A 21,916-nucleotide genomic window follows, 5' to 3' on the forward strand; every position below is an offset into this window, starting at 1 on the left:
CAGCCACTTGCCCGGCGCATAGGCCAATTGGGGGGCGTGGGGGCGGTTATCGACCTTGGGGCGGGGGCACACGTCGGGGTATGGGCTGGACGCACGACTACAGTGACGCAGCACGCAACCGCCGCTCGGCCTCGGGCCTGAGCTCCCACCAGAGGGGCGGCCCGCAACTGCAGGGCACCGATCCCCGGCTGGGCATTCCGCGCATCCTGCGCCGCCGGGCCCGCTGGGTCTCGGCCCGGCTGCGCCATCCTCGCCCCTGACCCCTGCGGGGCGACCCGCACAGGATCTTTCACCACCGGCTCCGCCGGGCCTCAGAGCGCGCAGCTGTCGCTGTCCACCTGCTGGTTGGCCGTACGGCCCTTGGTGATGTCCTCCTCGACCTCGTCCGCGGTGAGGGCGTAGCCCGTCTGCGGGTCGTCGAGGGACTTCGCGAAGACCACGCCGTAGACCTTGCCTTCGGGTGTGAGCAGCGGGCCGCCGGAGTTGCCCTGACGGACGGTCGCGTAGAGCGAGTAGACGTCACGGTGGACGGTGCCGCGCTTGTAGATGTCGGCGCCGTTGGCCGTGATGCGGCCCCGCACACGCGCGGGCCGGATGTCGTACGCGCCGTTCTCCGGGAAGCCCGCGACGATCGCGTCGTCGCTGCTGACGGCGTCCTTGGTGGTGAACTTCAGCGCGGGCGCCTTGAGGCTGGGCACGTCCAGTACGGCGATGTCGCGCTCCCAGTCGTAGAGGACGACCTTGGCGTCGTACTTGCGGCCTTCACCGCCGATCTGGACGGTGGGTTCGTCGACTCCGCCGACCACGTGCGCGTTGGTCATCACCCGGCGCTCGCCGAAGACGAAGCCGGTGCCTTCGAGGACCTTGCCGCAACTCTGGGCGGTGCCCATGACCTTGACGATGGATCGCTTGGCGCGCTGGGCGACCGGGCTGCTGGCGAGCGCCGGGTCGGGGGGCTGGACCTCGGTGATCGGCTCGTTCGAGAACGGGCTGAAGACCTGCGGGAAGCCGTTCTGTGTGAGGACCGAGGAGAAGTCCGCGAACCAGGTGTCCGCCTGGTGGGGCAGGGCACCGGCCACGCCCTGGAGCACCTTGGAGTTGCGGACCTCCTTGCCGAGCGTCGGCAGGGTCGTCCCCGCGAGCGCGGAACCGATCAGCCAGGCGACCAGAAGCATCGCGACGACGTTGACGAGGGCGCCGCCGGTGGCGTCGAGGGCGCGGGCCGGGGACCAGGTGATGTAGCGGCGCAGTTTGTTGCCGAGGTGGGTGGTCAGGGCCTGGCCGACGGAGGCGCAGACGATCACGATGACCACGGCGACGACCGCGGCTGCGGTGCTGACCTCGGAGTTGTCGGTCATCCAGTCCCAGATGACGGGCAGGGCGTAGACCGCGACGAGTCCGCCGCCGAGGAAGCCGATCACCGAGAGGATGCCGACGACGAAGCCCTGTCGGTAGCCCACGATCGCGAACCAGACAGCGGCGACCAGCAACAGGATGTCCAGCACGTTCACCGCTTCAAGCCTCGCCTCGTCACTACGCGATCACTACAGGCCGACCGGGGGACCGGTCCGCCGCGCGGCGACAGGGGGACGCGACAGGCCCCAGAAGACGCAGCACGGCAGACACCCTGTCATGAGCGCCAGTCGAGCGGGACCTGCTTCTCGCGGTCCCAGGGACGCTCCCAGCCCGAGTAGTGCAGCAGACGGTCGATCACTCCGGCCGTAAAACCCCACACCAGGGCCGATTCGACCAGAAATGCCGGACCTGCGTACCCGCGGGGGTGCACGGCGGTGGCTCGGTTGGCGGGATCCGTGAGATCCGCCACGGGAACGGTGAAGACGCGGGCCGTCTCGTTCGGATCGACGACCCGGACCGGAGTGGGGCGGCGCCACCAGCCCAGGACGGGCGTCACGACGAAGCCGCTGACCGGGATGTAGAGCTTGGGCAGCACACCGAAGAGCTGGACGCCGGCCGGGTCGAGGCCGGTCTCCTCCTCGGCCTCGCGCAGGGCGGCGCGCAGCGGGCCGTCCGTCTGCGGGTCGCCGTCCTCGGGGTCGAGTGCGCCGCCCGGGAAGGACGGCTGGCCCGCGTGCGATCTCAGCGAACCGGCGCGCTCCATGAGCAGCAGCTCGGGCCCGCCCGGGCCGTCGCCGAACAGGATCAGGACCGCCGACTGCCGCCCCGAGCCGTTCTCCGGCGGCAGGAAACGGCTGAGCTGCAGCGGCTCGACCGTCTCGACGGCGTGCACCACCGGGTCCAGCCAGGCGGGCAGGCCCGCCTTGTCCAGGCCGACGCGGTCGTCCCATGCGTGGCGCCGCCCCGCATGGTGCCCGTTGTCGGTGTCCGTGCCGCCGTCCGTCCGGCTCGCGCGTGTCATAGCCACCCCCGTCGTTCTTCCGGTCCCAACGCCCGGAGGACCGCTGATCGTTCCACTTGGGCCCCATGTCCCCCTTGTGGGTGGCGCGGGCCGGGGCGGAGAGGGCGTGGAGAGGGGCGGACAGGGCGTGGACCGGAGCGTACGGGCGCGGCCGTGGTGGTGCGCCGGTCCGGGTGCTCGGTGCGGGCCGTCATCCGGCGGCTCCGAGGGGCGGGGCCGGGATGCCGCCCGCGTCCAGGTAGGACTGCGGAGGCTTGAGGCGTTGGCCGGGGAAGCCGCCCTTCTCGTACTTCAGGAGCTTCCTGGCCTTCTCCGGGTCCGTCTCCCCCTCGCCGAACGCCGGGCAGAGCGGGGCGATGGGGCAGGCGCCGCAGGCCGGCTTGCGGGCATGGCAGATGCGGCGGCCGTGGAAGATCACGTGGTGCGACAGCATCGTCCACTCGCTCTTGGGGAAGAGCGCGCCGATGGCCGCCTCGATCTTGTCCGGGTCGGTCGCCTCGGTCCACCGCCAGCGCCGTACGAGCCGTTGGAAGTGGGTGTCCACGGTGATGCCAGGGCGGCCGAAGGCGTTGCCCAGCACGACGAACGCGGTCTTGCGGCCGACGCCTGGCAGCTTGACGAGGTCCTCCAGACGGCCGGGGACCTCGCCGCCATGGTTCTCCACCAGGGCCTTCGACAGCCCCATCACCGACTTCGTCTTCGCCCGGAAGAACCCGCAAGGCCGCAGGATCTCCTCGACCTCCTGCGGGTCGGCCGCCGCCAGGTCCTCGGGGGTGGGGTACTTCGCGAACAGCGCCGGTGTCGTCTGGTTGACCCGCAGGTCGGTCGTCTGCGCGGACAGGACCGTCGCCACGATCAGCTGGAAGGAGTTCTCGAAGTCCAGCTCCGGGTGGGCGTACGGGTACACCTCGGCGAGTTCGCGGTTGATACGACGGGCCCGGCGGACGAGGGCCGTACGGGACTCGGGCTTGGCCGCCGCGGGCGTTTTCCGGGCCGGGGCAGCCCCTTGCGTCTCGGCCGCCTTCTTCGCCTGCGCCGTCCTCGGGGCAGCGGCGGCCTTCTTCACCGGGGCCGCTCTCCTCACCGGGGCCGCTTTCGCCGGGGCCGTGGTCTTCCGGGCGGGGTTCTCCGCCGCTGATGGATCGGACACCTTCGTCGCCTTTGCCGTTTTGTTCGCTCCCGTGGGGCCCTGTTCGCCCACAGCGGAATCACGCCGTACCACCACCCGCGCAGCCCCCTCGGCCTGTGCTCTCACCGGCGATTTGGACACCCGGCCAGCCTAAAGCCCGGCACCGACATCCGCCCCGGGCCCAGAAGATCGGCCCCCAATTGGACCCCTGCCGCTTACCCCGGGACATGTGTGCGGCATCCTTGTGACAGATCACACTGTTTGGACCGTCCGGCAAGATGGGGAACACGGTCCCCTGGTAGTACGGGGAGCAAGATCCCCTGAGCAGGTCGACAAGGAGAGAACTCGTGGACGACGTTCTGCGGCGCGCCCCGCTCTTCGCGGCGCTCGATGACGAGCAGGCCGCGGAGCTCCGCGCCTCCATGAGTGAGGTGACCCTCGCGCGCGGTGACGCTCTCTTCCACGAGGGCGACCCGGGTGACCGCCTGTATGTGGTCACCGAGGGCAAGGTGAAGCTGCACCGCGCCTCGCCCGACGGTCGCGAGAACATGCTGGCCGTGCTCGGCCCCGGTGAGCTGATCGGCGAGCTGTCGCTGTTCGACCCGGGCCCGCGGACCGCTACGGCCACCGCGCTGACGGAGGTCAAGCTGCTGGGCCTCGGCCACGGCGACCTCCAGCCCTGGCTGAACGCGCGGCCCGAGGTGGCCGCGGCACTGCTGCGCGCGGTCGCCCGGCGACTGCGCAGGACCAACGACCAGATGTCCGACCTGGTCTTCTCGGACGTGCCCGGGCGGGTCGCCCGTGCGCTGCTGGACCTCTCCCGCCGCTTCGGCGTGCAGTCGGAGGAAGGCATCCACGTGGTGCACGACCTCACGCAGGAGGAGCTGGCGCAGCTCGTCGGCGCCTCCCGGGAGACCGTGAACAAGGCACTGGCGGACTTCGCGCAGCGCGGGTGGCTGCGACTGGAGGCCCGCGCGGTGATCCTGCTGGACGTGGAGCGACTGGCCAAGCGGTCCCGCTGACAGCTGGGCCGCCGGCCGTACACCGATGGGGTTCGTCTCGTTTCTCGGGGCGGACCCCGTTGTCGTGTCCAGGGCGGCCCGCGCCCGTGCCCAGGGCGGCACGGGCGCGCTCCGGGACCTCCTGGACGCGCCTGGGAGGGGCCTCTGGGGCCCGGGAGGGTACTGAGGTCCGTGTGGCGCCCCGGCCGCCGGTGAAGCCCGGAGAAGGGCGCTCAGGCTCGGGAGCGGTCAGATCAGGCCGTGTTCGCTCAGGTACTCCATCTGCGCCCGTACCGAGAGTTCCGCGGCCGGCCAGAGGGAACGGTCGACGTCCGCGTAGACGTGGGCGACCACTTCGCCGGGGGTGCGGTGACCGTTCTCGACGGCCGTCTCGACCTGGGCCAGCCGGTGGGCGCGGTGGGCGAGATAGAACTCGACGGCGCCCTGGGCGTCCTCCAGGACGGGGCCGTGGCCGGGGAGCACGGTGTGGACGCCGTCGTCGACCGTGAGGGACCTCAGGCGGCGCAGGGAGTCGAGATAGTCGCCGAGACGGCCGTCGGGGTGGGCCACGACCGTCGTACCGCGCCCGAGAACCGTGTCACCGGTCAGGACCGCCCGGTCGGCCGGCAGGTGGAAGCAGAGCGAGTCGGCGGTGTGGCCGGGGGTCGGGACGACCCGGAGTTCCAGGCCGCCGAGCGAGACGACGTCGCCCGCGCCCAGCCCTTCGTCGCCGAGCCGCAGCGCCGGGTCCAGGGCCCGTACGTTCGTCCCGGTCAGCTCGGCGAAGCGGGCGGCGCCCTCCGCGTGGTCGGGGTGGCCGTGCGTGAGCAGGGTCAGCGCCACCCGTTTTCCGGCCTTCTCCGCCGTGTCGACGACGTTGCGCAGGTGGGCGTCGTCCTGTGGGCCGGGGTCGATCACGACGGCGAGGTCGGAGTCCGGTTCGGAGACGAGCCAGGTGTTGGTGCCGTCCAGCGTCATCATGGAGGGGTTCGGCGCGAGCACGTTGACGGCGCGCGCGGTGGCGGGGCCGGAGAGGACACCGCCCCTGGGCTGGCCGGGAAGGGCTGCTGCGTCGGTCATGCGGAGGTGCCTTCCATCGGGAGGGGAGGGGTGCCGCGGTCGCGGTCGCGGACCCGTACGACGCCCCCGCGCGGCGGGACGCGGGACGCGCGCGCAGGCGCGGGCCGGTCACCCGAGCGGCCCGGGAGAGCCGACCCGGCCGGGAGAGCTGACCGGCCTGTGAGGGCCGACCCGGGGAGGGGAGCTGACCGGTCCGGGAGGGCCACCCCTGCCAGGGGAGTTGATGGGTCCGGGATGGCCGACCCGGCGAGGATGGCCGCCGCGCCAGGGAACGCTGACCTGCCAGGGAGGGCCTGTCCGCCACGGAGGGCCAGTCCGCAAGTGAGGGTCGGTCCGCCGAGGAGGGCTCCCCCGCCAGGAACCGCTGACCGGCCCACGAGGGCTGTCGTGGCGGTCATGTGGGGTCTCCGGCGGCCGGGACGCGCTTGGTGAACTCGTCGTGGCCCGGCCAGGAGAGGACCACGTCGTCGTTCTCCAGGCGGGCCCGGGCGAGGACGGGTGTCAGGTCGCGGGCGGGTGCGGCGGCGAGCGCGGCGGCGGCCGAGCCGTGCTCCGCGAGCGACCGCAGGGTCGCGATGGTGGGCGGCATCATCATCAGCTCGCCCTTGTCATATCCGTCCGCCGCGTCCCGGGGCCGGATCCACACCGTGCGGTCGGCCTCCGTGGAGGCGTTGCGGGTGCGCTGGCCCTGCGGGAGCACGGCGACGAAGAACCACGTGTCGTAGCGGCGGGCCTCGAACTCCGGGGTGATCCAGCGCGCCCAGGCGCCGAGGAGGTCGGAGCGCAGGACCAGTCCCCGTCGCTCCAGGAACTCGGCGAAGGACAGCTCCCTGGCGGCCACCGCCGCGCGGTCGGTCTCCCAGTCGTCGCCCGTGGTGTCGCCGATCACGGTGTCGGGGCTCGGCCCGGCGAGCAGGACGCCCGCCTCCTCGTAGGTCTCCCGGACGGCCGCGCAGACGATCGCCTGGGCGTCGGACTCCTCGACGCCGAGCCGGGAGGCCCACCACGCGCGCGTGGGGCCCGCCCAGCGGATCTGCCGGTCGTCGTCGCGGGGGTCGACCCCGCCGCCCGGATACGCGTACGCGCCCCCGGCGAAGGCCATGGAGGCGCGTCTGCGCAGCATGTGCACGACCGGGATGTCGGCCGTGTCCTTGAGCAGCATGACGGTGGCGGCCCGCCTGGGGGTCACCGGTGTCAGCGTGCCCGCCGCGAGTGCGCGGATACGGTCCGGCCATTCGGCGGGGTACCACTGCCCGTTTGCCATGGGCGGAGGCTAACTCGTCACGGGCTGATGTTCGAGTGAGCCTCCGCGATCCCGGCCCGAGCCAGGCGTCGGCTAGGCGTCGGTGAGCTCCACCTGGAGTTCCACCTCGACCGGCGCGTCCAGCGGCAGGACCGCCACACCGACCGCGCTGCGCGCGTGGACGCCCTTGTCGCCGAAGACGGCGCCCAGGAGTTCGCTCGCGCCGTTCAGCACGGCGGGCTGGCCGGTGAAGTCGGAGGCCGAGGCCACGAAGCCGACGACCTTCACCACGCGCGCGACCCGGTCCAGGTCGCCCGCCACGGACTTGACGGCGGCGAGCGCGTTCAGCGCGCAGGTGCGGGCGAGCTCCTTGGCCTCCTCGGGGGTGACCTCGGCGCCGACCTTGCCGGTGACGGGCAGCTTGCCGTCCACCATGGGCAGCTGCCCGGCGGTGTACACGTACACCCCGCTCCGCACGGCCGGCTGGTACGCGGCGAGCGGCGGGACGACCTCGGGCAGCCTCAGCCCGAGTTCCGCGAGCTTCGCTTCGACGGCGCTCACGGCTTGGGCCGCTTCAGGTAGGCCACCAGCTGCTCGGGGTTGTTCGGCCCGGGCACGACCTGGACGAGCTCCCAGCCGTCCTCGCCCCAGGTGTCCAGAATCTGCTTCGTGGCATGGACGAGCAGCGGCACGGTTGCGTATTCCCACTTGGTCATGTGGGCGACTTTATCCGCTGCCCGGCCGGCGTCCGGCACGGGTTCCGTCGCCGTCCGGGCACGGGTCGCGCGGGGACCGACAGACGGCAGGGGCACAAGTTGTCCACAGCCTCCCGCGTATGCCGCGGGCCGACTGGTTAGGCTCGAATACGTGAGCAGGCTCCAGGTCGTCAGCGGCAAGGGCGGGACCGGAAAGACCACGGTCGCCGCCGCACTCGCGCTCGCCCTCGCGACCGAGGGGAAGCGCACCCTCCTGGTCGAGGTCGAGGGCAGACAGGGCATCGCACAGCTCTTCGAGGCAGAGGCACTGCCGTACGAGGAGCGGAAGATCGCGGTGGCCCCCGGGGGCGGGGAGGTGTACGCGCTGGCCATCGACCCCGAACTGGCCCTGTTGGACTACCTCCAGATGTTCTACAAGCTGGGCGGTGCGGGCAGGGCCCTGAAGAAGCTCGGTGCCATCGACTTCGCGACCACCGTCGCGCCCGGCCTCCGGGACGTGCTGCTGACGGGCAAGGCCTGCGAGGCGGTGCGCCGCAAGGAGAAGAGCGGGCGGTTCACGTACGACTACGTGGTGATGGACGCACCGCCCACCGGCCGCATCACCCGCTTCCTGAACGTCAACGACGAGGTGGCGGGCCTCGCGAAGATCGGCCCGATACACAATCAGGCACAGGCGGTGATGCGCGTCCTGAAGTCGCCCGAGACGGCCGTGCATCTGGTGACCCTGCTGGAGGAGATGCCCGTCCAGGAGACGGCGGACGGCATCGCCGAGCTGCGGGCGGCGAAGCTGCCGGTGGGACGGATCATCGTCAACATGGTGCGGTCCGAGGTGCTGGACGCCGACGAGCTGGAGTTCGCGCGCGCGGTGCCGCGTACGGCCGTCGCCAAGTCCCTGTCCACGGCCGGCCTGGGCGGCGCGCGGCGCGGCGGCAACGCCGAGCGGCTGGTGGAGCCGCTGCTCGCGCAGGCCGAGGAGTACGCCGAGCGCTACACCCTGGAGCACGAACAGCGGGGCGTCCTGGCCGAGCTGGGTCTGCCGCTGCACGAACTGCCGCTGCTCGCCGAGGGCATGGACCTCGCGGGCCTCTACGAACTCGCCACGGAACTGCGTCAGCAAGGGATCTCATGACTCCGGACCCGGCCGCCTCGCGCGACGCGGCGCACGACCGCGACTCGAACCCGGCGCACGCCTCCTCCCAGACACCCGACGGACATCGCGTGCTCGCCTCGACCCGGCCCCTGGCCGTCGATCCCCTGCTGGACGACCCGCGGACCCGCATCGTGGTGTGCTGCGGCGCGGGCGGCGTGGGCAAGACGACCACGGCGGCGGCGCTCGGGCTGCGGGCCGCCGAGCGCGGCCGCAAGGTGGTCGTGCTCACCATCGACCCGGCCCGGCGGCTCGCCCAGTCGATGGGCATCGACTCGCTGGACAACACCCCGCGCCGGGTGAAGGGCGTCGACGGGAACGGCGAACTGCACGCCATGATGCTCGACATGAAGCGCACCTTCGACGAGATCGTCGAGGCGCACGCGGACCCCGACCGGGCGTCCGCGATCCTGAACAACCCCTTCTACCAGTCGCTCTCGGCGGGCTTCGCGGGCACGCAGGAGTACATGGCGATGGAGAAGCTGGGCCAGCTCCGGGCCCGTGACGAGTGGGACCTGATCGTCGTCGACACCCCGCCGTCCCGTTCGGCGCTGGACTTCCTGGACGCGCCGAAGCGGCTGGGCTCGTTCCTCGACGGCAAGCTGATCCGGGTGCTGCTGGCGCCCGCGAAGGTCGGCGGGCGGGCCGGGATGAAGTTCCTGAACGTCGGCATGTCGATGATGACGGGTGTCCTGGGCAAGCTGCTCGGCGGTCAACTGCTCAAGGACGTCCAGACGTTCGTGGCCGCCATGGACTCCATGTTCGGCGGCTTCCGTACACGTGCGGACGCCACGTACAAGCTGCTCCAGGCCCCCGGCACTGCCTTCCTGGTGGTGGCCGCGCCGGAGCGGGACGCGCTGCGTGAGGCGGCGTACTTCGTGGAGCGGCTGGCGGCCGAGGACATGCCGCTGGCCGGGCTGGTGCTGAACCGCGTCCATGGCAGCGGCGCGGCCCAGCTGTCCGCCGAGCGCGCGCTCGCCGCCGCGGAAAATCTTGACGAGCCCCGCATTGTGGATCAGATGGACGGGAAAGCAGTTCGTAACTCTCCCGACACGTACGACAGTTCAGGCAGTCCCGTCAGTTCCGACAGCCCAGCCAGTTCTGCCAGTCCCGACAGTTCTGTCGGTTCTGCCAGTCCTGACAGCCAGGTCAGTTCGGTGTCTCCCGCAACGACCGGCGCCGAGGACGGCTCCCCCGCCCCGGATCCGACGGTGGAACAACTCACGGCCGGCCTGCTCAGGTTGCACGCCGAGCGGATGCGTCTGCTCTCCCGCGAGCAGCGCACGCGTGACCGCTTCACCGCGCTTCATCCCGAGGTGGCCGTGGCCGAAGTGGCCGCGCTGCCCGGCGATGTACATGACCTGGCGGGTCTGCGGGACATCGGGGACCGGCTCGCGGCCATAAGGCCGGAGCTACCCACCTCCGACAGCTGACCGATCGACCGGCCGCGCCCGCCTGACCCGCGGCCCTGACTCACAGCGACTCACAGCCCGAAGCCCGGAAGCCGGTCCACGCCTCGGGGCACCCGAGAGCCGGCACACCTGCCCGACGCGCCGACACCTCAAGGGCGCCCTCGACCGACGTGGCCCGTGACGTGACCCGGAAGGGGCCTCGCCCTCAGCTCACCGCCGCGTAGTTCTCGTACATCTCGTCATCGTCGAGCGGCAGAATGCCCGCGCCACGCTCGTACTCCGTGCGCGCGGTCTCCAGCAGCCTGCGCCACGACGTGACGGTCGGTCGCCTGCGCAGCAGTGCGCGGCGCTCACGCTCCGTCATTCCTCCCCACACGCCGAACTCGACGCGGTTGTCCAACGCGTCCGCCAGGCACTCCGTCCGCACCGGGCATCCGGTGCACACCGCCTTGGCCCTGTTCTGCGCTGCTCCTTGAACGAACAGTTCATCCGGATCGGTAGTGCGGCAGGCAGCCTGCGCACTCCAGTCGGTAACCCAGCCCATACCGGCGCCGTCCTCTCCCGAATCGAGGCTCCCCCACGGCGGCAGCGGCATATTCACCGCCGCCAGTTGAGGACGTTACGGAAGGTGGGCACAGCGCAACACCCCCTTCGGGCCCAATCTTGAATGGCCCGAACGGACTATGCGTAAGCGGCAGATCACCCGCGGGAGTGACCTGAGGACATACATGACTATCCCGTCAGAACGGGACAGTTGACATGCGTCACAACGGACACCGAATAACACACGAGGTAAATTCGGACACGGCACCGGAAAAAAATCGGAAGAACGTCAGAACGATTCGGGCTCGCCCGACGTACTTGATACAAGGGCCTATGGCTGTGACAGTTGAGAGCAGCTTAGGCCAAGGCCTGCGCGCGTGTCCGGCAAATGAGAACGTAGACAACCGTTCACGTTCTCTTCACGCCCCGGCGTTGCCGCGCCCTCGGCGACGGATGTCACGATCCGGCACCCGTACCCCTCCGGACCCACCTGCTCCTTCGGAACGGTCATCGGTACGGATTAGGCTGCCTCCATGCCAAACAAGCGCTCGGGTGGTGGTCTGTCCCCCACACAGCAGGCCGCCAAGTTCCTAGGTGTCAGCGTGCTCGCCGGCGCCGTCATGGCGGGCATCGCCCTGCCCGCGGTCGGCGCCCTGGGGCTGGCGGCCAAGGGTTCGGTCGAAGGGTTCGACGAACTCCCCGCCAACCTCAAGCAGCCACCGCTGAGCCAGCGCACGACGATCCTCGACAGCAAGGGCGACTCGATCGCCACGATCTACAGCCGCGACCGTACGGTGGTCGATCTCAAGGAGATCTCGCCGTACATGCAGCAGGCGATCATCGCCATCGAGGACGCCCGGTTCTACCAGCACGGCGCGGTCGACATGAAGGGCGTCCTGCGCGCGCTGAACCGGAACGCGCGGGAAGGCGGTGTCGCCCAGGGCGCGTCCACGCTGACGCAGCAGCTGGTGAAGAACGTGGCGGTGGAGGAGGCCGGTGACGACCCGACGCTGGTCGCCCAGGCCACCCAGCAGACCCTCGGCCGGAAGATCAACGAGCTGAAGAAGGCGATCCAGCTCGAAGAGGAACTCGGCAAGAAGAAGATCCTCGAGAACTACCTGAACATCACGTTCTTCGGGCAGCAGGCCTACGGCGTCGAGGCCGCCTCCCAGCGCTACTTCTCCAAGTCCGCCAAGGACCTGGACGTCGAGGAGGCCGCACTCCTCGCCGGCATCGTGCAGTCGCCCAGCCGGTACGACCCGGTGAACGACCCGCAGGAGGCCACCAAGCGGCGCAACACCGTGCTGCAGCGCATGGCCGATGTCGGCGACATCTCGCAGACGGACGCCGACAAGGCCATGAAGAAGCCGCTCGGCCTCGACATCAGCAAGCCGAAGAACGGCTGCATCACCGCCGTCAAGGGTGCCGGTTTCTTCTGCGCCTACGTCCGCGAGGTGTTCCTCAACGACCCGATCTTCGGCAAGACGAAGGAAGACCGGGCCAAGATCTGGAACCAGGGCGGTCTGACCATCCAGACGACGATGGACCCGCAGGCCCAGAAGTCGGTCCAGGCCTCCGTCAAGGCGCACGTCCGGCAGAAGGACGAGGTGGCCACCGCCGCCACGATCGTGGAGCCGGGCACCGGCAAGATCCTCGCCATGGGGCAGTCCAGGCCGTACGGCCTCGACATCAAGAAGAACGAGACGTCGATAAACCTCTCGGTGGACGAGTCCATGGGTGGCGGAGCGGGCTACCAGCCCGGTTCGACGTTCAAGCCGATCGTCGCCGCGGCGGCCATCGAGGACGGCATGTCCCCGGGGAAGATCTACTCCGCGCCGTACCAGATGGCCTACCCGAGCCCGATCTCCACCTGCGGCGGCGGCAGTTGGCGCAACGGAACCGGCACCAACGCCGCGAAGCTCGAGAACGAGAGCGCGAGCGAGGTCGGCCCGTACTCGATGGAGAAGGCGACCGCGCTGTCGGTCAACACCTACTTCGTGCAGATGATCGCGGACATCGGCATCTGCCCCGTGACGAAGATGGCCGGGAAGATGGGCGTCGAGCGGGCCGACGGCCGCAAGATCGACCAGGCCCCGTCGATCGCGCTCGGCACGCAGGAGATGTCCCCGCTCACCATGGCGAACGCGTACGCCACCTTCGCCGCGCGCGGCATGTACTGCACGCCGGTCGCCATCGATTCCATCACCCAGCGGGTCGGCGACAAGTCGAAGTCGCTGGAGGTTCCGAAGTCGACGTGTTCGCGTGCCATGTCGGAGAAGACCGCCGACACGATCAACACGCTGCTCGAGGGCGTGGTCGAGGACGGTACGGGCCGGGAGGCCGGCCTCGGCAGCAGCCGGCCCAGCGCCGGTAAGACCGGTACGACGGACGGTCGTTACGCGGCCTGGTTCGTGGGCTACACCCCCAACATGGCCGGTGCCGTCTGGGTCGGCGACCCCGCGCACAAGCGCCGCATGGTCAACATCGTCATCGGCGGCGAACGGCACGCCAAGGTCTTCGGTGGCCAGGTCCCCGGTCCGATCTGGCGGGACATGATGTCCGGCGCGCTGGAGGGCAGGCCGAACCCCGACTTCAACCGCGTCTTCATCCCCGACGAGCGGCCGGACCGCGGTCGCGGGGACGACGACAACGGCAACGGGAACGGGAACGGGAACGGGAACGGCCGCGGGAACGACGACGACAACGGCAACGGCGACGACAACGGCGGCTTGATCGGCGGCACCGACGGCGGGACCGGCTTCCCGACCCCGGACTTCACCATCCCGGAGAACTGGATCCAGGGCCAGACGAACGGCGGGAACAGGGGGAACGGCAATGGTGGGGGGTTCGGGTGACGGGTGCCGGGTGACGGGTACCGGGTGACTGGTGCCGGGTGACGGGTACCGGGTGACTGGTGCCGAGTGACGGGTGACGGCGCCTCGGGTGCTTGGCGCCGCGGTCACGGCGGCGCTTCGGGTCCCTTGGCGCAGTTACGGATCACGGACACAGATACGGCGGTGGAGGCGTCCCTGGAGAAGGGGCGACTCCACCGCCGTTCGTTTGGGTGGGCTGGAAGGTAGGGGGGCGGTGGGGCGGAGCGGGTGAACTCGGCGGGCGACCGGAGGGCAACCGGAGGGCAACCGGAGGTCGGGCGGTTGCAGTCGGCCGTCGCCGCGGCAGGCCCGCGCGAGCGGTGAGGTGCTCAGCCGCCCGCGAGTTGCTGCTTGACGATGGCGGCGACGCGGCCGCCCTCGGCGAGCCCGGCCACCTTCGGGTTGACGATCTTCATGACCTGGCCCATCGCACGCGGCCCCTCGGCACCGGCGGCCCGCACCTCCTCGACGGCCTGGACGACGATCTCCCGCAGCTCCTCGTCGGACAGCTGCTTGGGCAGGTACTCGGCGAGCAGCACGCCCTCCGCCTTCTCCCGCTCGGCCGACTCGGTACGACCGCCCTGGGCGAACGCCTCCGCGGCCTCACGGCGCTTCTTCGCCTCCTTGGTGATCACCTTGAGCACCTCGTCGTCGGAGAGCTCACGCTTCTCCTTGCCCGCGACCTCTTCCTTCGTGATCGCGGTGAGGGTCAGCCGGAGCGTCGAGGAGCGGAGCTCGTCGCGCTCCTTGATGGCGGCGTTGAGGTCTTCCTGCAGCTTCGACTTGAGCGTGGTCATGGCGTCGATTGTCGCAGGTGCGGCACGAGAAGCGCGCCTTGATTTCGCTGGTGTGTGCGGATCGGGCGGAGCGGCTGGAGTGGGTTGTCCACAGGGCGAGTTGACGATCGGTGACGATCGGCGGTGGTGGGCGAGGGTTGTCCACAGGCGGGCGCTCGGGCTCCGCGGGGTCTGACACGATGGACACATGCGAGCGCGATACGGAGTACCTCTGGGGATCGCGGCGGTCGGTGCCGCCGGTGTGGTGTACGCGGCGGGTTTCGAGGCCCGCTCCTTCCGGCTGCGGCGGGTGACGGTGCCGGTGCTGCCGCCGGGCATGCGGCCGCTGCGCATACTCCAGGTGTCCGACATCCACATGGTGAGCGGGCAGCGCAAGAAGCAGCGCTGGCTGCGGTCCCTGGCCGGGCTGCGCCCGGACTTCGTGATCAACACCGGGGACAACCTCTCGGACCCCGAGGGCGTCCCCGAGGTACTGGACGCACTGGGCCCCCTGATGGAGTTCCCCGGCGCCTACGTCTTCGGCTCCAACGACTACTACGGCCCGAAACTGCGCAACCCCGCGCGCTACCTCCTGGAGAAGGTCCAGGGCCGACACGGGCTGAACGGCAACAAGCCGGTGGTGGGCGCCATCCACAACCCGTGGGAGGACCTGCGGGACGGCTTCGACGGGGCGGGCTGGCTCAACCTCACCAACACCCGCGGCACACTGAAGATCGAGGGCATGTCGGTCGAGCTGACCGGCCTGGACGACCCGCACATCAAGCGGGACCGGTACGCAAGGGTGGCCGGGGGGCCGTCGGACTCCGCCGACCTCTCCCTGGGCGTGGTCCACGCCCCCTACCTCCGCAGCCTGGACGCGTTCACCGCCGACGGATACCCGCTCATCCTCGCCGGGCACACCCATGGCGGACAGCTCTGCATCCCCTTCTACGGCGCCCTCGTCACCAACTGCGATCTCGACACGGACCGCGTCAAGGGCCTCTCCACCCACACGGCCGACGGCCGCACCGCCTACATGCACGTCTCCGCCGGCTGCGGCACGAACCGCTACACCCCGGTGCGCTTCGCGTGCCCACCGGAGGCTTCGCTACTGACGTTGGTGGCACGGGAGGGATAAACCCGGGCCCGCACCGCCCCACGGCGGCCCCCCGGCCGATGCTCTGACACGCAGAAACCCTCCGCCCCTGAACCCACCACCCCTCCCCCACACCTTTCTCCCATCCACCCACCCACCCACCCACCCGTACGGATCATCCTGGATGGCCCGTTTCGTCCGGTCGGCTTAGCGTGAGCGCATGACCGCACCGATACCCAGGGACATCCCCGACCTGCCCGCGATCTCGGGCATCCCCGCTCCGGTGACGTCCGTCGTGCCCGCGACGGCGGTGGTGGCACCGACCCGACGCCCCCTCGCGGGGACGTACCGCGCCCTGGTCGCACTGGCGGCGGCAGCGGCCGTGGTGACCGAGATGGTGTTGGGCAGCCCGTTGCGCGCGTTCAGCCACTTCTCGGTCCAGAGCACGGCCCTGGTGGCACTGGTCTTCGCCGTCTCGGCCCGCCGCGCCTGGTCGGCCCGCCGCCCCCTGCCGTCCGCCGTGACCGGCGGCACGGTCCTCTACGCCGTGATCACGGCGTCGGTGTATCACCTGCTCCTCTCGAACGACCCGGCGACCTTCGCCATGACGATGACGCCGACGGGCGCCCCGGTCACCCCCACCGGCTGGCTCGCCCTGACCAACCTCGCCTTCCACACGGCGATCCCCTTGGCGGTGGTGGCGGACTGGCTGCTGCTGACCCGCCCGTCCCCACCCCGCCTGATCCAGGCGGCGGCCTGGCTGCTCTACCCGCTGGTGTACCTGGCGTCCACGCTCGGCCGCGCCGCCCTGGTGACCACGGACTGGCCGGCCCCGTACCTCTACCCGTTCCTGGACGTCGAGCGCCACGGCTACAAGGCGGTCCTCGGCAACGCCCTCCTCCTGGGCCTCGCCTTCTGCGCCGTCGCCCTCCTCCTGGTCGTCATCGACCACCTCCGCCCCGACCCGGTACACCCTCGCCGGGGGCGCTCCGACCGCCCGGACCGCCACCCCGAAAACCGGATTTCGTCTCCGGCCACCGGTGGGCTAAAGTAAACGACGTCGCCGCGACAAGCAGCGACAATCGGGGTGTAGCGCAGCTTGGCAGCGCGCTTCGTTCGGGACGAAGAGGTCGTGGGTTCAAATCCCGCCACCCCGACAGTGAAGTACCAGGTCAGGCCCTGGATCCGGCAAAAGGATCCAGGGCCTGACGGCTGTTCTGGGGTGTCTGGGTGTCAGCTGGGTGTGATCTTGGCGAGCGGGTCTAGATCGGCGGCACGCTGCTGCAACAACTCGTCCAGGATCCGTACCGCGGAGCGCGGCGCCATCGCCAGACGCTCGTCGAGCGCCGCGAACCAAACCGTCGAGAGATGCTCCATCAGAGCCGCACGCATCGAGTCCGTGATGTGCGTGTACCGGGCGCTGATCGAGCCGTCCTCGTGGCCCAGGCGGTCATCGATGAGGACCTTCGGCGTGCCGAGCTCCTCGAGGAGAGTCCGGTTCCCGTGCCTCAAGCCGTGCCGGGTCAGCCCCGTCCTGATGGGCAGCCAGCATGCCTCCGCGCGCGCCGCCGCGCCGCGCCCACGTACCGGAACTCCCGGCCATGGTTCGGCAGTCACCGGGACCGGGTGCGCCTCCTGCGGCGCCTTCTTCGGGTACCACCCCGAGGCCGCTGGCGTGAAGATCCACGTGGCGTGCCCGGAACGACGCCAGTGCGCCGCCTCGCGATCCGTGCCGGCCGGACGCTGATAGCCGAGCTCGGCGATGACCAGCTCCACCTTGGCCCGGGTTGCCTCGGCCACCATCTCCGGCCGGTTGAGGACGTTGGAGATGGTTCCGGTGGACACCCCGCACGCCTGGGCCACTTGCTTGAGGGTCGGCCCGCTCCGCTTCTGGCCGGCCACCCCTCGCCCGGTGAAGGCGTACACGAGGCCGTGGCACGGGCACGGTACGCCCGGAGTGCGGGCGAAGAAGCGGGCGTTCAGGTCGGCCTGCCACGCGGGGATGTCGATGGTGCGGTAGCTGTCGTCCTTGGGCGGGCAGCGGTCGAGCTGTCCGGTGTCCAGCTCGTACAGCTGCCACTCGACACGTATGGACCGCGCCTCCGGCCTCGCGAACTGCCGCTCCAGGCCGACGATCTCGCCCCAACGCATGCCGGTGTACGCCTTGTTGATGCTCCCCACGAACTCGTCGTCGCGGCCCGACAACAGCGACGCGCGCTCGGCGACGAGCAGCGCACCCAACATGGAGGTGATCTTCTTCTCGGGGCCCCTGGAACGGCTCCTGCCCTGTCGGCGGCCGCGGCCTCGCCGGCGTTCCGCCACGTTCTTCGTTGCGTACTCCTCGTCCACGGCGTCCGCGAGAATCAGGTGCAGCAGGGAGCGCCGGGTACGGACCGAGGACGGCATCGCGCCCGATGCCTTCTGCTGCCTCTCCCAGCCAGCGATCATCTCCTTGGAGATGTTGCGAATGGGATGAGGCCCGAACGTAGGCAGCAGGTGGGCCAGCGAACGGCGGTAGTTCTGCATGGTGGACGGCGCGAGGTCCTGGTCTTCGATCCAGGCGGCGACGTACTCGGCGAAGGTCTTCTGACCTGCCTCGACCTTCAGCTCCGGCGGCGTCCAGCGCCCCTTCTTCGCTTCCTCGAAGGCCTCGACCTCTGCCTTCTCAGCGGCCTTCTGCGCGGTGGTCTTGGTCGGGTAGCGGACGGCCTTGCCGTCCGCGTCGACCACGACCCCTTGCGCCTTACGGTCCGGTCGCTGGTAACAGGCCCTGTAGTAGGGCTTGCCCCCGCGGCCGATTCGTTTCTCTGCGTAGGCCACGTTCTTCTAACCTCCTCGCGCCACGAGAGCCTGAATGAGCTCCGTGGCCGTGCAACTCCCCTCCTTCAGCGCAGCCTCGAGCTGCTGTGCGGTCGGGGTGTCGATCAGATCTGCGTTCAGGCGCAGCACGCCGTCGGCGTGCTCGTGGTCCACCCACATGACGACGTTGGGTGGAACGCCGGGCACTCGCACCACGCGAGCCTGATCCTGCGCAGGCGTCGGCATAGGTCCCCCTGCCGAAATCGGTTTTGGCCCCCTCATCCGGTCCTGAGATCTGATCACAAAGACACGGATGACGGCAGAGGGTATTCAGAAGTAACTTAGAATCACTCTTTCGGCTGGTTTCCCGTTTCATCTGCGGAAACGCGGACGGTCACCGCCCGCAGCGAAGCGAGGAGCTCCTCGGCAGACATGCCCTCCTGCCCCCGGAGGACGATGGTGGCCAAGACCTTGCCCGCCGGCGTCTCCACCTCGACGACCTGAGACTTCAGCAGCGGCCCGCGCCGCAGTGCCTCCCGGACATCGATCGCCAGGTCGGGCGCGACACCGAGGGCCTCGGTCGACGCCTGCGGACCCTCGTTGCGGAGCGTCGGCTCGCCACCCGCAAGCACTCGTTCCGGCGAGTCGTCAGTCCAGCCCACGATTTGCGCGTAGCTCCTGATGCTCGGCGTGAGCTTGGAGACGCGCCCCTTCTCGATGTTGCCAACAGCGACTCGACCGATGCCGATCTCGGCAGCGATCTGCTGCTGCTCTTTACCCAGGGCGATACGTGCCGTCTTCAGTTTCTCGCCGAGCCGGGTCCACTTAGTGGCCATGCCTCACATCATGCCCCACGCGGACGCAACATCACAGCGCCATGACCAGCGCTTTAAGGGGGCATGCGTTGCGTTTCGGACGCTAGAAGTGCGCCGGTAGCGCCCTGCTGACGCAACGTCACGAGCACTTGCCGACCCCACAAGTATCCCAAACGTCTTGCTCAGGTCGCGCCGTGCGTATAGTTTCTTGACGTGACACCGAACGGAACGGCAATCCGGGCTCTACGCCAGGGTCTGAAACTTAGCCTGCGTGATCTCGCGCACCTGGTCGGATGCTCGGCGGCGACGCTCTCCCGAATCGAGCGAGGGCTGACTCAAGACCCTGGTGAGGCCCTCCTCAAGCGCCTGGCGGAAGCACTTGCCGTGCCGGTCGACGACATCACCCAAGGAGGACAAATGGCCGCGACCACGGCCAAGGAGAAGGCTCCGCCGCGCGAGGTCCCCTATCCGGGTACCCCGGAGGGCGAGCTCTTCCACTACACGCCCGAGGAGGCGGCGGGGTTTCTGCCCTGGTCAGCGCTCCAGCTGAGGCGCAAGGCGTACGCCCGAGAGATCCCCTACAACGATGGCGCGAAGCGGGTCTCCTTCACGGGGCGTGACATCCGCGAGATCAGCGAGATGACCGCTGTCCGTCCGCTCTCCGAGACCACGCAGCGCCGGAGCGCCTGACCCCGCACGCGAAACGGGGCCGCGGACCCTGCCCGGTCCCGCAACCCCGCCGAAGAAATCGCCTCACCACAACGCAATGAGGTTCACATGCAACAGGCTACCCAGCCCACGACACCCGCCGCACCATCCGAGGTCAGAGAGAGCGATCGCGAGGCCTACCGCCGCGCGTCCGCGCTGAAGGACCGCATCGTCGAGCAGTTGGCCACCCTCCCCAGGTCGGCCGCCGTCGTCGGCGAACTGCAGGGCTTCAGCGTCCGCCTGAACTTCGGCACCAACGACTCCTCCGGCGTCCTGCAGTTCGCGAAGGTCGCCGGCATAGAGGCGATCAGCGCGCAGGAGCGCTCCGGCACCTGGCTCGAGGCCCGCACCCGCATCGACGACATCCCCGTCTGCGCCGAGGTCCTCATGTCCAACGAGGCCTGCGACGCCTTCGAGACCCCGGAGACGCTCGCCGCTCCCGTCACCGAGCAGCTGCTCGAGGCCGACCCCTCGCCGACCGGTCCCCCGCCGGTGCCGCTCGGCGAGAGCCCGGTCGCCGACGACGCCGGCGCCGCGTACGACCAGTCCGTGTCCCGGTACGTCGCCTCGCTCGGCGGGAGCGTCGTCGCCCTGGTCCCCGCCGTCGAGGCCACCGCCACCGATGACCCGAGCACGATCTCCTTCGCCCCGGTCACCGCAGACACCATCGGCGGTGAGGAGTGAGCCGGGCCCTGCAGCACCAGCTGCACTCCCGCCTCGAGACGGTCACCGCCCTGCGGGACCTGCCGCTCACCCGCCAGCACATCGAGGCCCTGGCCGTCGACCTCACCCCCATCGTCAAGGCGCTCCTCGCCGAGGCCGACGCCGACCGGTCGGACGTCGTGCCCGTCGAGTACGCGCTCACCGACCAGGCCGGACCCGTCGACCGGTACATCACCGACTACGACGGCTGCCGCGCCTCGACCCACCCCGAGGTCGAGGAGGACTGCCCGGCCGCGCTCCTCGCCGCCGAGCTGCGCAGGCAGCCGGACGTGAAGGCGACCGACGTCCCCACCCCCACGCATCTCACGCTGACTGTGCGGCCGTCGTCTATCCACGGCTGGCGCTGGTGGCGCCGCAAGCTGGCCGTCGGCTCGATCCTCCGCCACGGATCCCTGGTCACCGGCACCGGCCACTACGGCGAGGTCACCGTCCACCTCCGCGGCGAGAACGCCGGCGACCTCCTCGACACGCGAGCCGTCAACAAGTCCGCGGCCCGCCTGCAGAACTTCCTCGCCGAGCGCCCGGCCGGGCACCCGTGGTGACCGGCGACGGGCTGGCCTTATGGCTGCTCATCACCTGCACCGCGACCGGCACCGGCATCGTCCTGTGGCTCCTCAAGCTGCTCATCGACGCCGCCAGCGACTACGCCCCGGCCACCGAGCACCAGCCCGAGCCCGCACCGCCGGTCCCCGCCCGGCCGATCTGGCCGGCCCTCCCCACCCCGCACGCCCACACCACCGCGTGCACCGGCGAAACCCTCGCCCTCACCGTCCAGCCCTCCCGCGCCCGCCACGCCAAGCCGAGGACCCCGTGATCGAGCACACCTACTTCGGGTGGAACCAGCTCACCCACACCGACAACTGCACCGACCCGGCCTGGACCATCGACGTCCGCCACGACCTGGGCATCCGCCCCCTGGCCAACGGCACGATCCTCCACGGCTGCCCCGACCAGCACTGCGCCCACGAGGGCGGCCTCGACCGCGTCACCGTCCGCGCCGTCTGCCGCTCCTGCCGCACCGCGCACCTCATCACCGGCGAAGCCCTCACCCGCACCACGACCACCACCGACGCGATCGGCTACGGCCAGCCGCCCCGCGAGATCGCCGGCCTGTACCTGTGGCCCAGCCGCCCCGTCCTCCACGGACACGGCCCCGGCCGCTCCGGCCTCGACGACCAGCCCCACGAATACCTCGTCACCACCACCCCCGTGGACCGCCTCACCCCCGACGACTGCATCGGCGCGATCGGCTGGCACTTCAACGCCGCCCGCCAGAACCGGTGGTGGGCGGGCGCCATCCAGACCCCGCCCCCGCCGCGCATCAAGTCCCAGCCCGGGGAGTACTGCCTCGCCTGGGCCCGCCGCAGCAGCGACCACACCACCGTCGACCAGGCCGCCGCCTGGATCGCGGCGACCGTCGACCCCGCCCAGCAGCAGCCCCTGGTGGTCGCCGTATGAACCTCCTTGACGCCCAGGGT

At 70.3% G+C, this 21,916-nt stretch carries 23 protein-coding genes, 1 tRNA gene and 1 pseudogene; 14 read left to right on the forward strand and 11 right to left on the reverse strand.

Annotated elements, in window-relative coordinates:
• The first annotated feature begins 80 nt into the window (after positions 1-80).
• Positions 81-260: a hypothetical protein gene (locus tag HW837_RS48275; RefSeq protein ID WP_078853953.1), complete on the forward strand. Its 180-nt coding sequence runs from the start codon at positions 81-83 to the stop codon at positions 258-260.
• 51 nt (positions 261-311) lie between these two features.
• Here HW837_RS48275 and HW837_RS00510 read toward each other — a convergent pair whose 3' ends face one another.
• From HW837_RS00510 to nth, 3 genes are all read right to left on the reverse strand, one after another.
• On the reverse strand, positions 312-1,511 hold the full coding sequence (locus HW837_RS00510) for a MarP family serine protease (RefSeq protein ID WP_060883838.1): 1,200 nt from the start codon (positions 1,509-1,511) through the stop codon (positions 312-314).
• Positions 1,512-1,630: 119 nt separating this feature from the next.
• Entirely contained in the window at positions 1,631-2,377 is a 747-nt protein-coding gene (locus HW837_RS00515) for an NUDIX hydrolase (RefSeq protein ID WP_234442836.1), read from the reverse strand.
• Positions 2,378-2,567: 190 nt separating this feature from the next.
• The gene (gene nth / locus HW837_RS00520; RefSeq protein ID WP_371271620.1) at positions 2,568-3,602 is read right to left on the reverse strand and encodes an endonuclease III; all 1,035 of its coding nucleotides are present in this window, start codon (positions 3,600-3,602) and stop codon (positions 2,568-2,570) included.
• 251 nt (positions 3,603-3,853) lie between these two features.
• Here nth and HW837_RS00525 point away from each other — a divergent pair, with 251 nt between their 5' ends.
• The gene (locus HW837_RS00525; RefSeq protein ID WP_013001822.1) at positions 3,854-4,528 is read left to right on the forward strand and encodes a Crp/Fnr family transcriptional regulator; all 675 of its coding nucleotides are present in this window, start codon (positions 3,854-3,856) and stop codon (positions 4,526-4,528) included.
• 228 nt (positions 4,529-4,756) lie between these two features.
• Here the strand turns inward: HW837_RS00525 and HW837_RS00530 are convergent, their stop codons facing one another.
• The 4 genes from HW837_RS00530 to HW837_RS00545 all read right to left on the reverse strand — a co-directional run bounded on the left by HW837_RS00530 (position 4,757) and on the right by HW837_RS00545 (position 7,546).
• Positions 4,757-5,587 carry an MBL fold metallo-hydrolase gene (locus HW837_RS00530; RefSeq protein ID WP_045563037.1) on the reverse strand — a complete coding sequence of 277 codons (831 nt, stop codon included), beginning with the start codon at positions 5,585-5,587 and terminating at the stop codon, positions 4,757-4,759.
• Positions 5,588-5,981: 394 nt separating this feature from the next.
• Positions 5,982-6,851, reverse strand: a complete 870-nt coding sequence (locus tag HW837_RS00535) for an NUDIX hydrolase (protein ID WP_045563036.1) — start codon at positions 6,849-6,851, stop codon at positions 5,982-5,984.
• A 72-nt stretch (positions 6,852-6,923) separates the two neighbouring features.
• Complete coding sequence (locus tag HW837_RS00540; RefSeq protein ID WP_045563035.1) at positions 6,924-7,391, reverse strand: RidA family protein; 468 nt, start codon at positions 7,389-7,391, stop codon at positions 6,924-6,926.
• Positions 7,388-7,546: a Sp36 family protein gene (locus HW837_RS00545; RefSeq protein WP_086785308.1), complete on the reverse strand. Its 159-nt coding sequence runs from the start codon at positions 7,544-7,546 to the stop codon at positions 7,388-7,390. Before HW837_RS00545 ends, HW837_RS00540 begins: the two co-directional genes overlap by 4 nt.
• 151 nt (positions 7,547-7,697) lie before the next feature.
• On the opposite strand from HW837_RS00545, the gene bagA reads away from it, so the two are divergent.
• A complete protein-coding gene (gene bagA, locus HW837_RS00550) occupies positions 7,698-8,675 on the forward strand; it encodes an ATPase BagA (RefSeq protein WP_045563034.1) in 978 nt (325 codons plus the stop codon).
• Positions 8,672-10,126: an ATPase BagB gene (bagB, locus tag HW837_RS00555; RefSeq protein ID WP_093791110.1), complete on the forward strand. Its 1,455-nt coding sequence runs from the start codon at positions 8,672-8,674 to the stop codon at positions 10,124-10,126. The genes bagA and bagB overlap by 4 nt, the downstream gene beginning before the upstream one ends.
• A 184-nt stretch (positions 10,127-10,310) precedes the next feature.
• Here bagB and wblA read toward each other — a convergent pair whose 3' ends face one another.
• Entirely contained in the window at positions 10,311-10,649 is a 339-nt protein-coding gene (wblA, locus tag HW837_RS00560; protein WP_033524587.1) for a transcriptional regulator WblA, read from the reverse strand.
• A gap of 532 nt (positions 10,650-11,181) precedes the next feature.
• On the opposite strand from wblA, the gene HW837_RS00565 reads away from it, so the two are divergent.
• Positions 11,182-13,503, forward strand: coding sequence for a transglycosylase domain-containing protein (locus tag HW837_RS00565; protein ID WP_193379526.1), 2,322 nt, complete (start codon positions 11,182-11,184; stop codon positions 13,501-13,503).
• Positions 13,504-13,850: 347 nt separating this feature from the next.
• On the opposite strand, the gene HW837_RS00570 is transcribed toward HW837_RS00565, so the two are convergent.
• Positions 13,851-14,318: a GatB/YqeY domain-containing protein gene (locus HW837_RS00570; protein ID WP_045563031.1), complete on the reverse strand. Its 468-nt coding sequence runs from the start codon at positions 14,316-14,318 to the stop codon at positions 13,851-13,853.
• A gap of 187 nt (positions 14,319-14,505) precedes the next feature.
• On the opposite strand from HW837_RS00570, the gene HW837_RS00575 reads away from it, so the two are divergent.
• From HW837_RS00575 to HW837_RS00585, 3 genes are all read left to right on the forward strand, one after another.
• Positions 14,506-15,435 carry a metallophosphoesterase gene (locus HW837_RS00575; RefSeq protein ID WP_045563030.1) on the forward strand — a complete coding sequence of 310 codons (930 nt, stop codon included), beginning with the start codon at positions 14,506-14,508 and terminating at the stop codon, positions 15,433-15,435.
• Positions 15,436-15,613: 178 nt separating this feature from the next.
• Positions 15,614-16,447 (forward strand): Pr6Pr family membrane protein, encoded by an 834-nt coding sequence (locus HW837_RS00580; protein ID WP_193379525.1) that lies wholly within the window; start codon positions 15,614-15,616, stop codon positions 16,445-16,447.
• Between the two features lie 29 nt (positions 16,448-16,476).
• Positions 16,477-16,550, forward strand: a tRNA-Pro gene (locus HW837_RS00585).
• A 76-nt stretch (positions 16,551-16,626) separates the two neighbouring features.
• Here the strand turns inward: HW837_RS00585 and HW837_RS00590 are convergent.
• Positions 16,627-18,213, reverse strand: a complete 1,587-nt coding sequence (locus HW837_RS00590; protein WP_193383355.1) for a LacI family DNA-binding transcriptional regulator — start codon at positions 18,211-18,213, stop codon at positions 16,627-16,629.
• A 326-nt stretch (positions 18,214-18,539) separates the two neighbouring features.
• Positions 18,540-19,028 carry a helix-turn-helix domain-containing protein gene (locus HW837_RS00595; RefSeq protein WP_193383356.1) on the reverse strand — a complete coding sequence of 163 codons (489 nt, stop codon included), beginning with the start codon at positions 19,026-19,028 and terminating at the stop codon, positions 18,540-18,542.
• Between the two features lie 192 nt (positions 19,029-19,220).
• Between HW837_RS00595 and HW837_RS50230 the strand changes: the two are divergent.
• From HW837_RS50230 to HW837_RS00620, 6 genes and pseudogenes are all read left to right on the forward strand, one after another.
• Positions 19,221-19,397, forward strand: a pseudogene (locus tag HW837_RS50230) (helix-turn-helix domain-containing protein); the annotation flags it as partial.
• A gap of 27 nt (positions 19,398-19,424) precedes the next feature.
• Entirely contained in the window at positions 19,425-19,697 is a 273-nt protein-coding gene (locus HW837_RS48280) for a hypothetical protein (protein WP_237269790.1), read from the forward strand.
• 87 nt (positions 19,698-19,784) lie between these two features.
• Positions 19,785-20,399, forward strand: coding sequence for a hypothetical protein (locus HW837_RS00605; RefSeq protein WP_193383358.1), 615 nt, complete (start codon positions 19,785-19,787; stop codon positions 20,397-20,399).
• The gene (locus tag HW837_RS00610; protein ID WP_193383359.1) at positions 20,396-20,980 is read left to right on the forward strand and encodes a hypothetical protein; all 585 of its coding nucleotides are present in this window, start codon (positions 20,396-20,398) and stop codon (positions 20,978-20,980) included. The genes HW837_RS00605 and HW837_RS00610 overlap by 4 nt, the downstream gene beginning before the upstream one ends.
• Entirely contained in the window at positions 20,977-21,252 is a 276-nt protein-coding gene (locus tag HW837_RS00615; RefSeq protein ID WP_206705209.1) for a hypothetical protein, read from the forward strand. Before HW837_RS00610 ends, HW837_RS00615 begins: the two co-directional genes overlap by 4 nt.
• Positions 21,249-21,896 (forward strand): hypothetical protein, encoded by a 648-nt coding sequence (locus HW837_RS00620; protein ID WP_193383361.1) that lies wholly within the window; start codon positions 21,249-21,251, stop codon positions 21,894-21,896. The genes HW837_RS00615 and HW837_RS00620 overlap by 4 nt, the downstream gene beginning before the upstream one ends.
• The last annotated feature ends 20 nt before the right edge of the window (positions 21,897-21,916 follow it).

Source organism: Streptomyces caniscabiei (genome assembly GCF_014930365.1).
Taxonomy (GTDB): domain Bacteria; phylum Actinomycetota; class Actinomycetes; order Streptomycetales; family Streptomycetaceae; genus Streptomyces; species Streptomyces caniscabiei.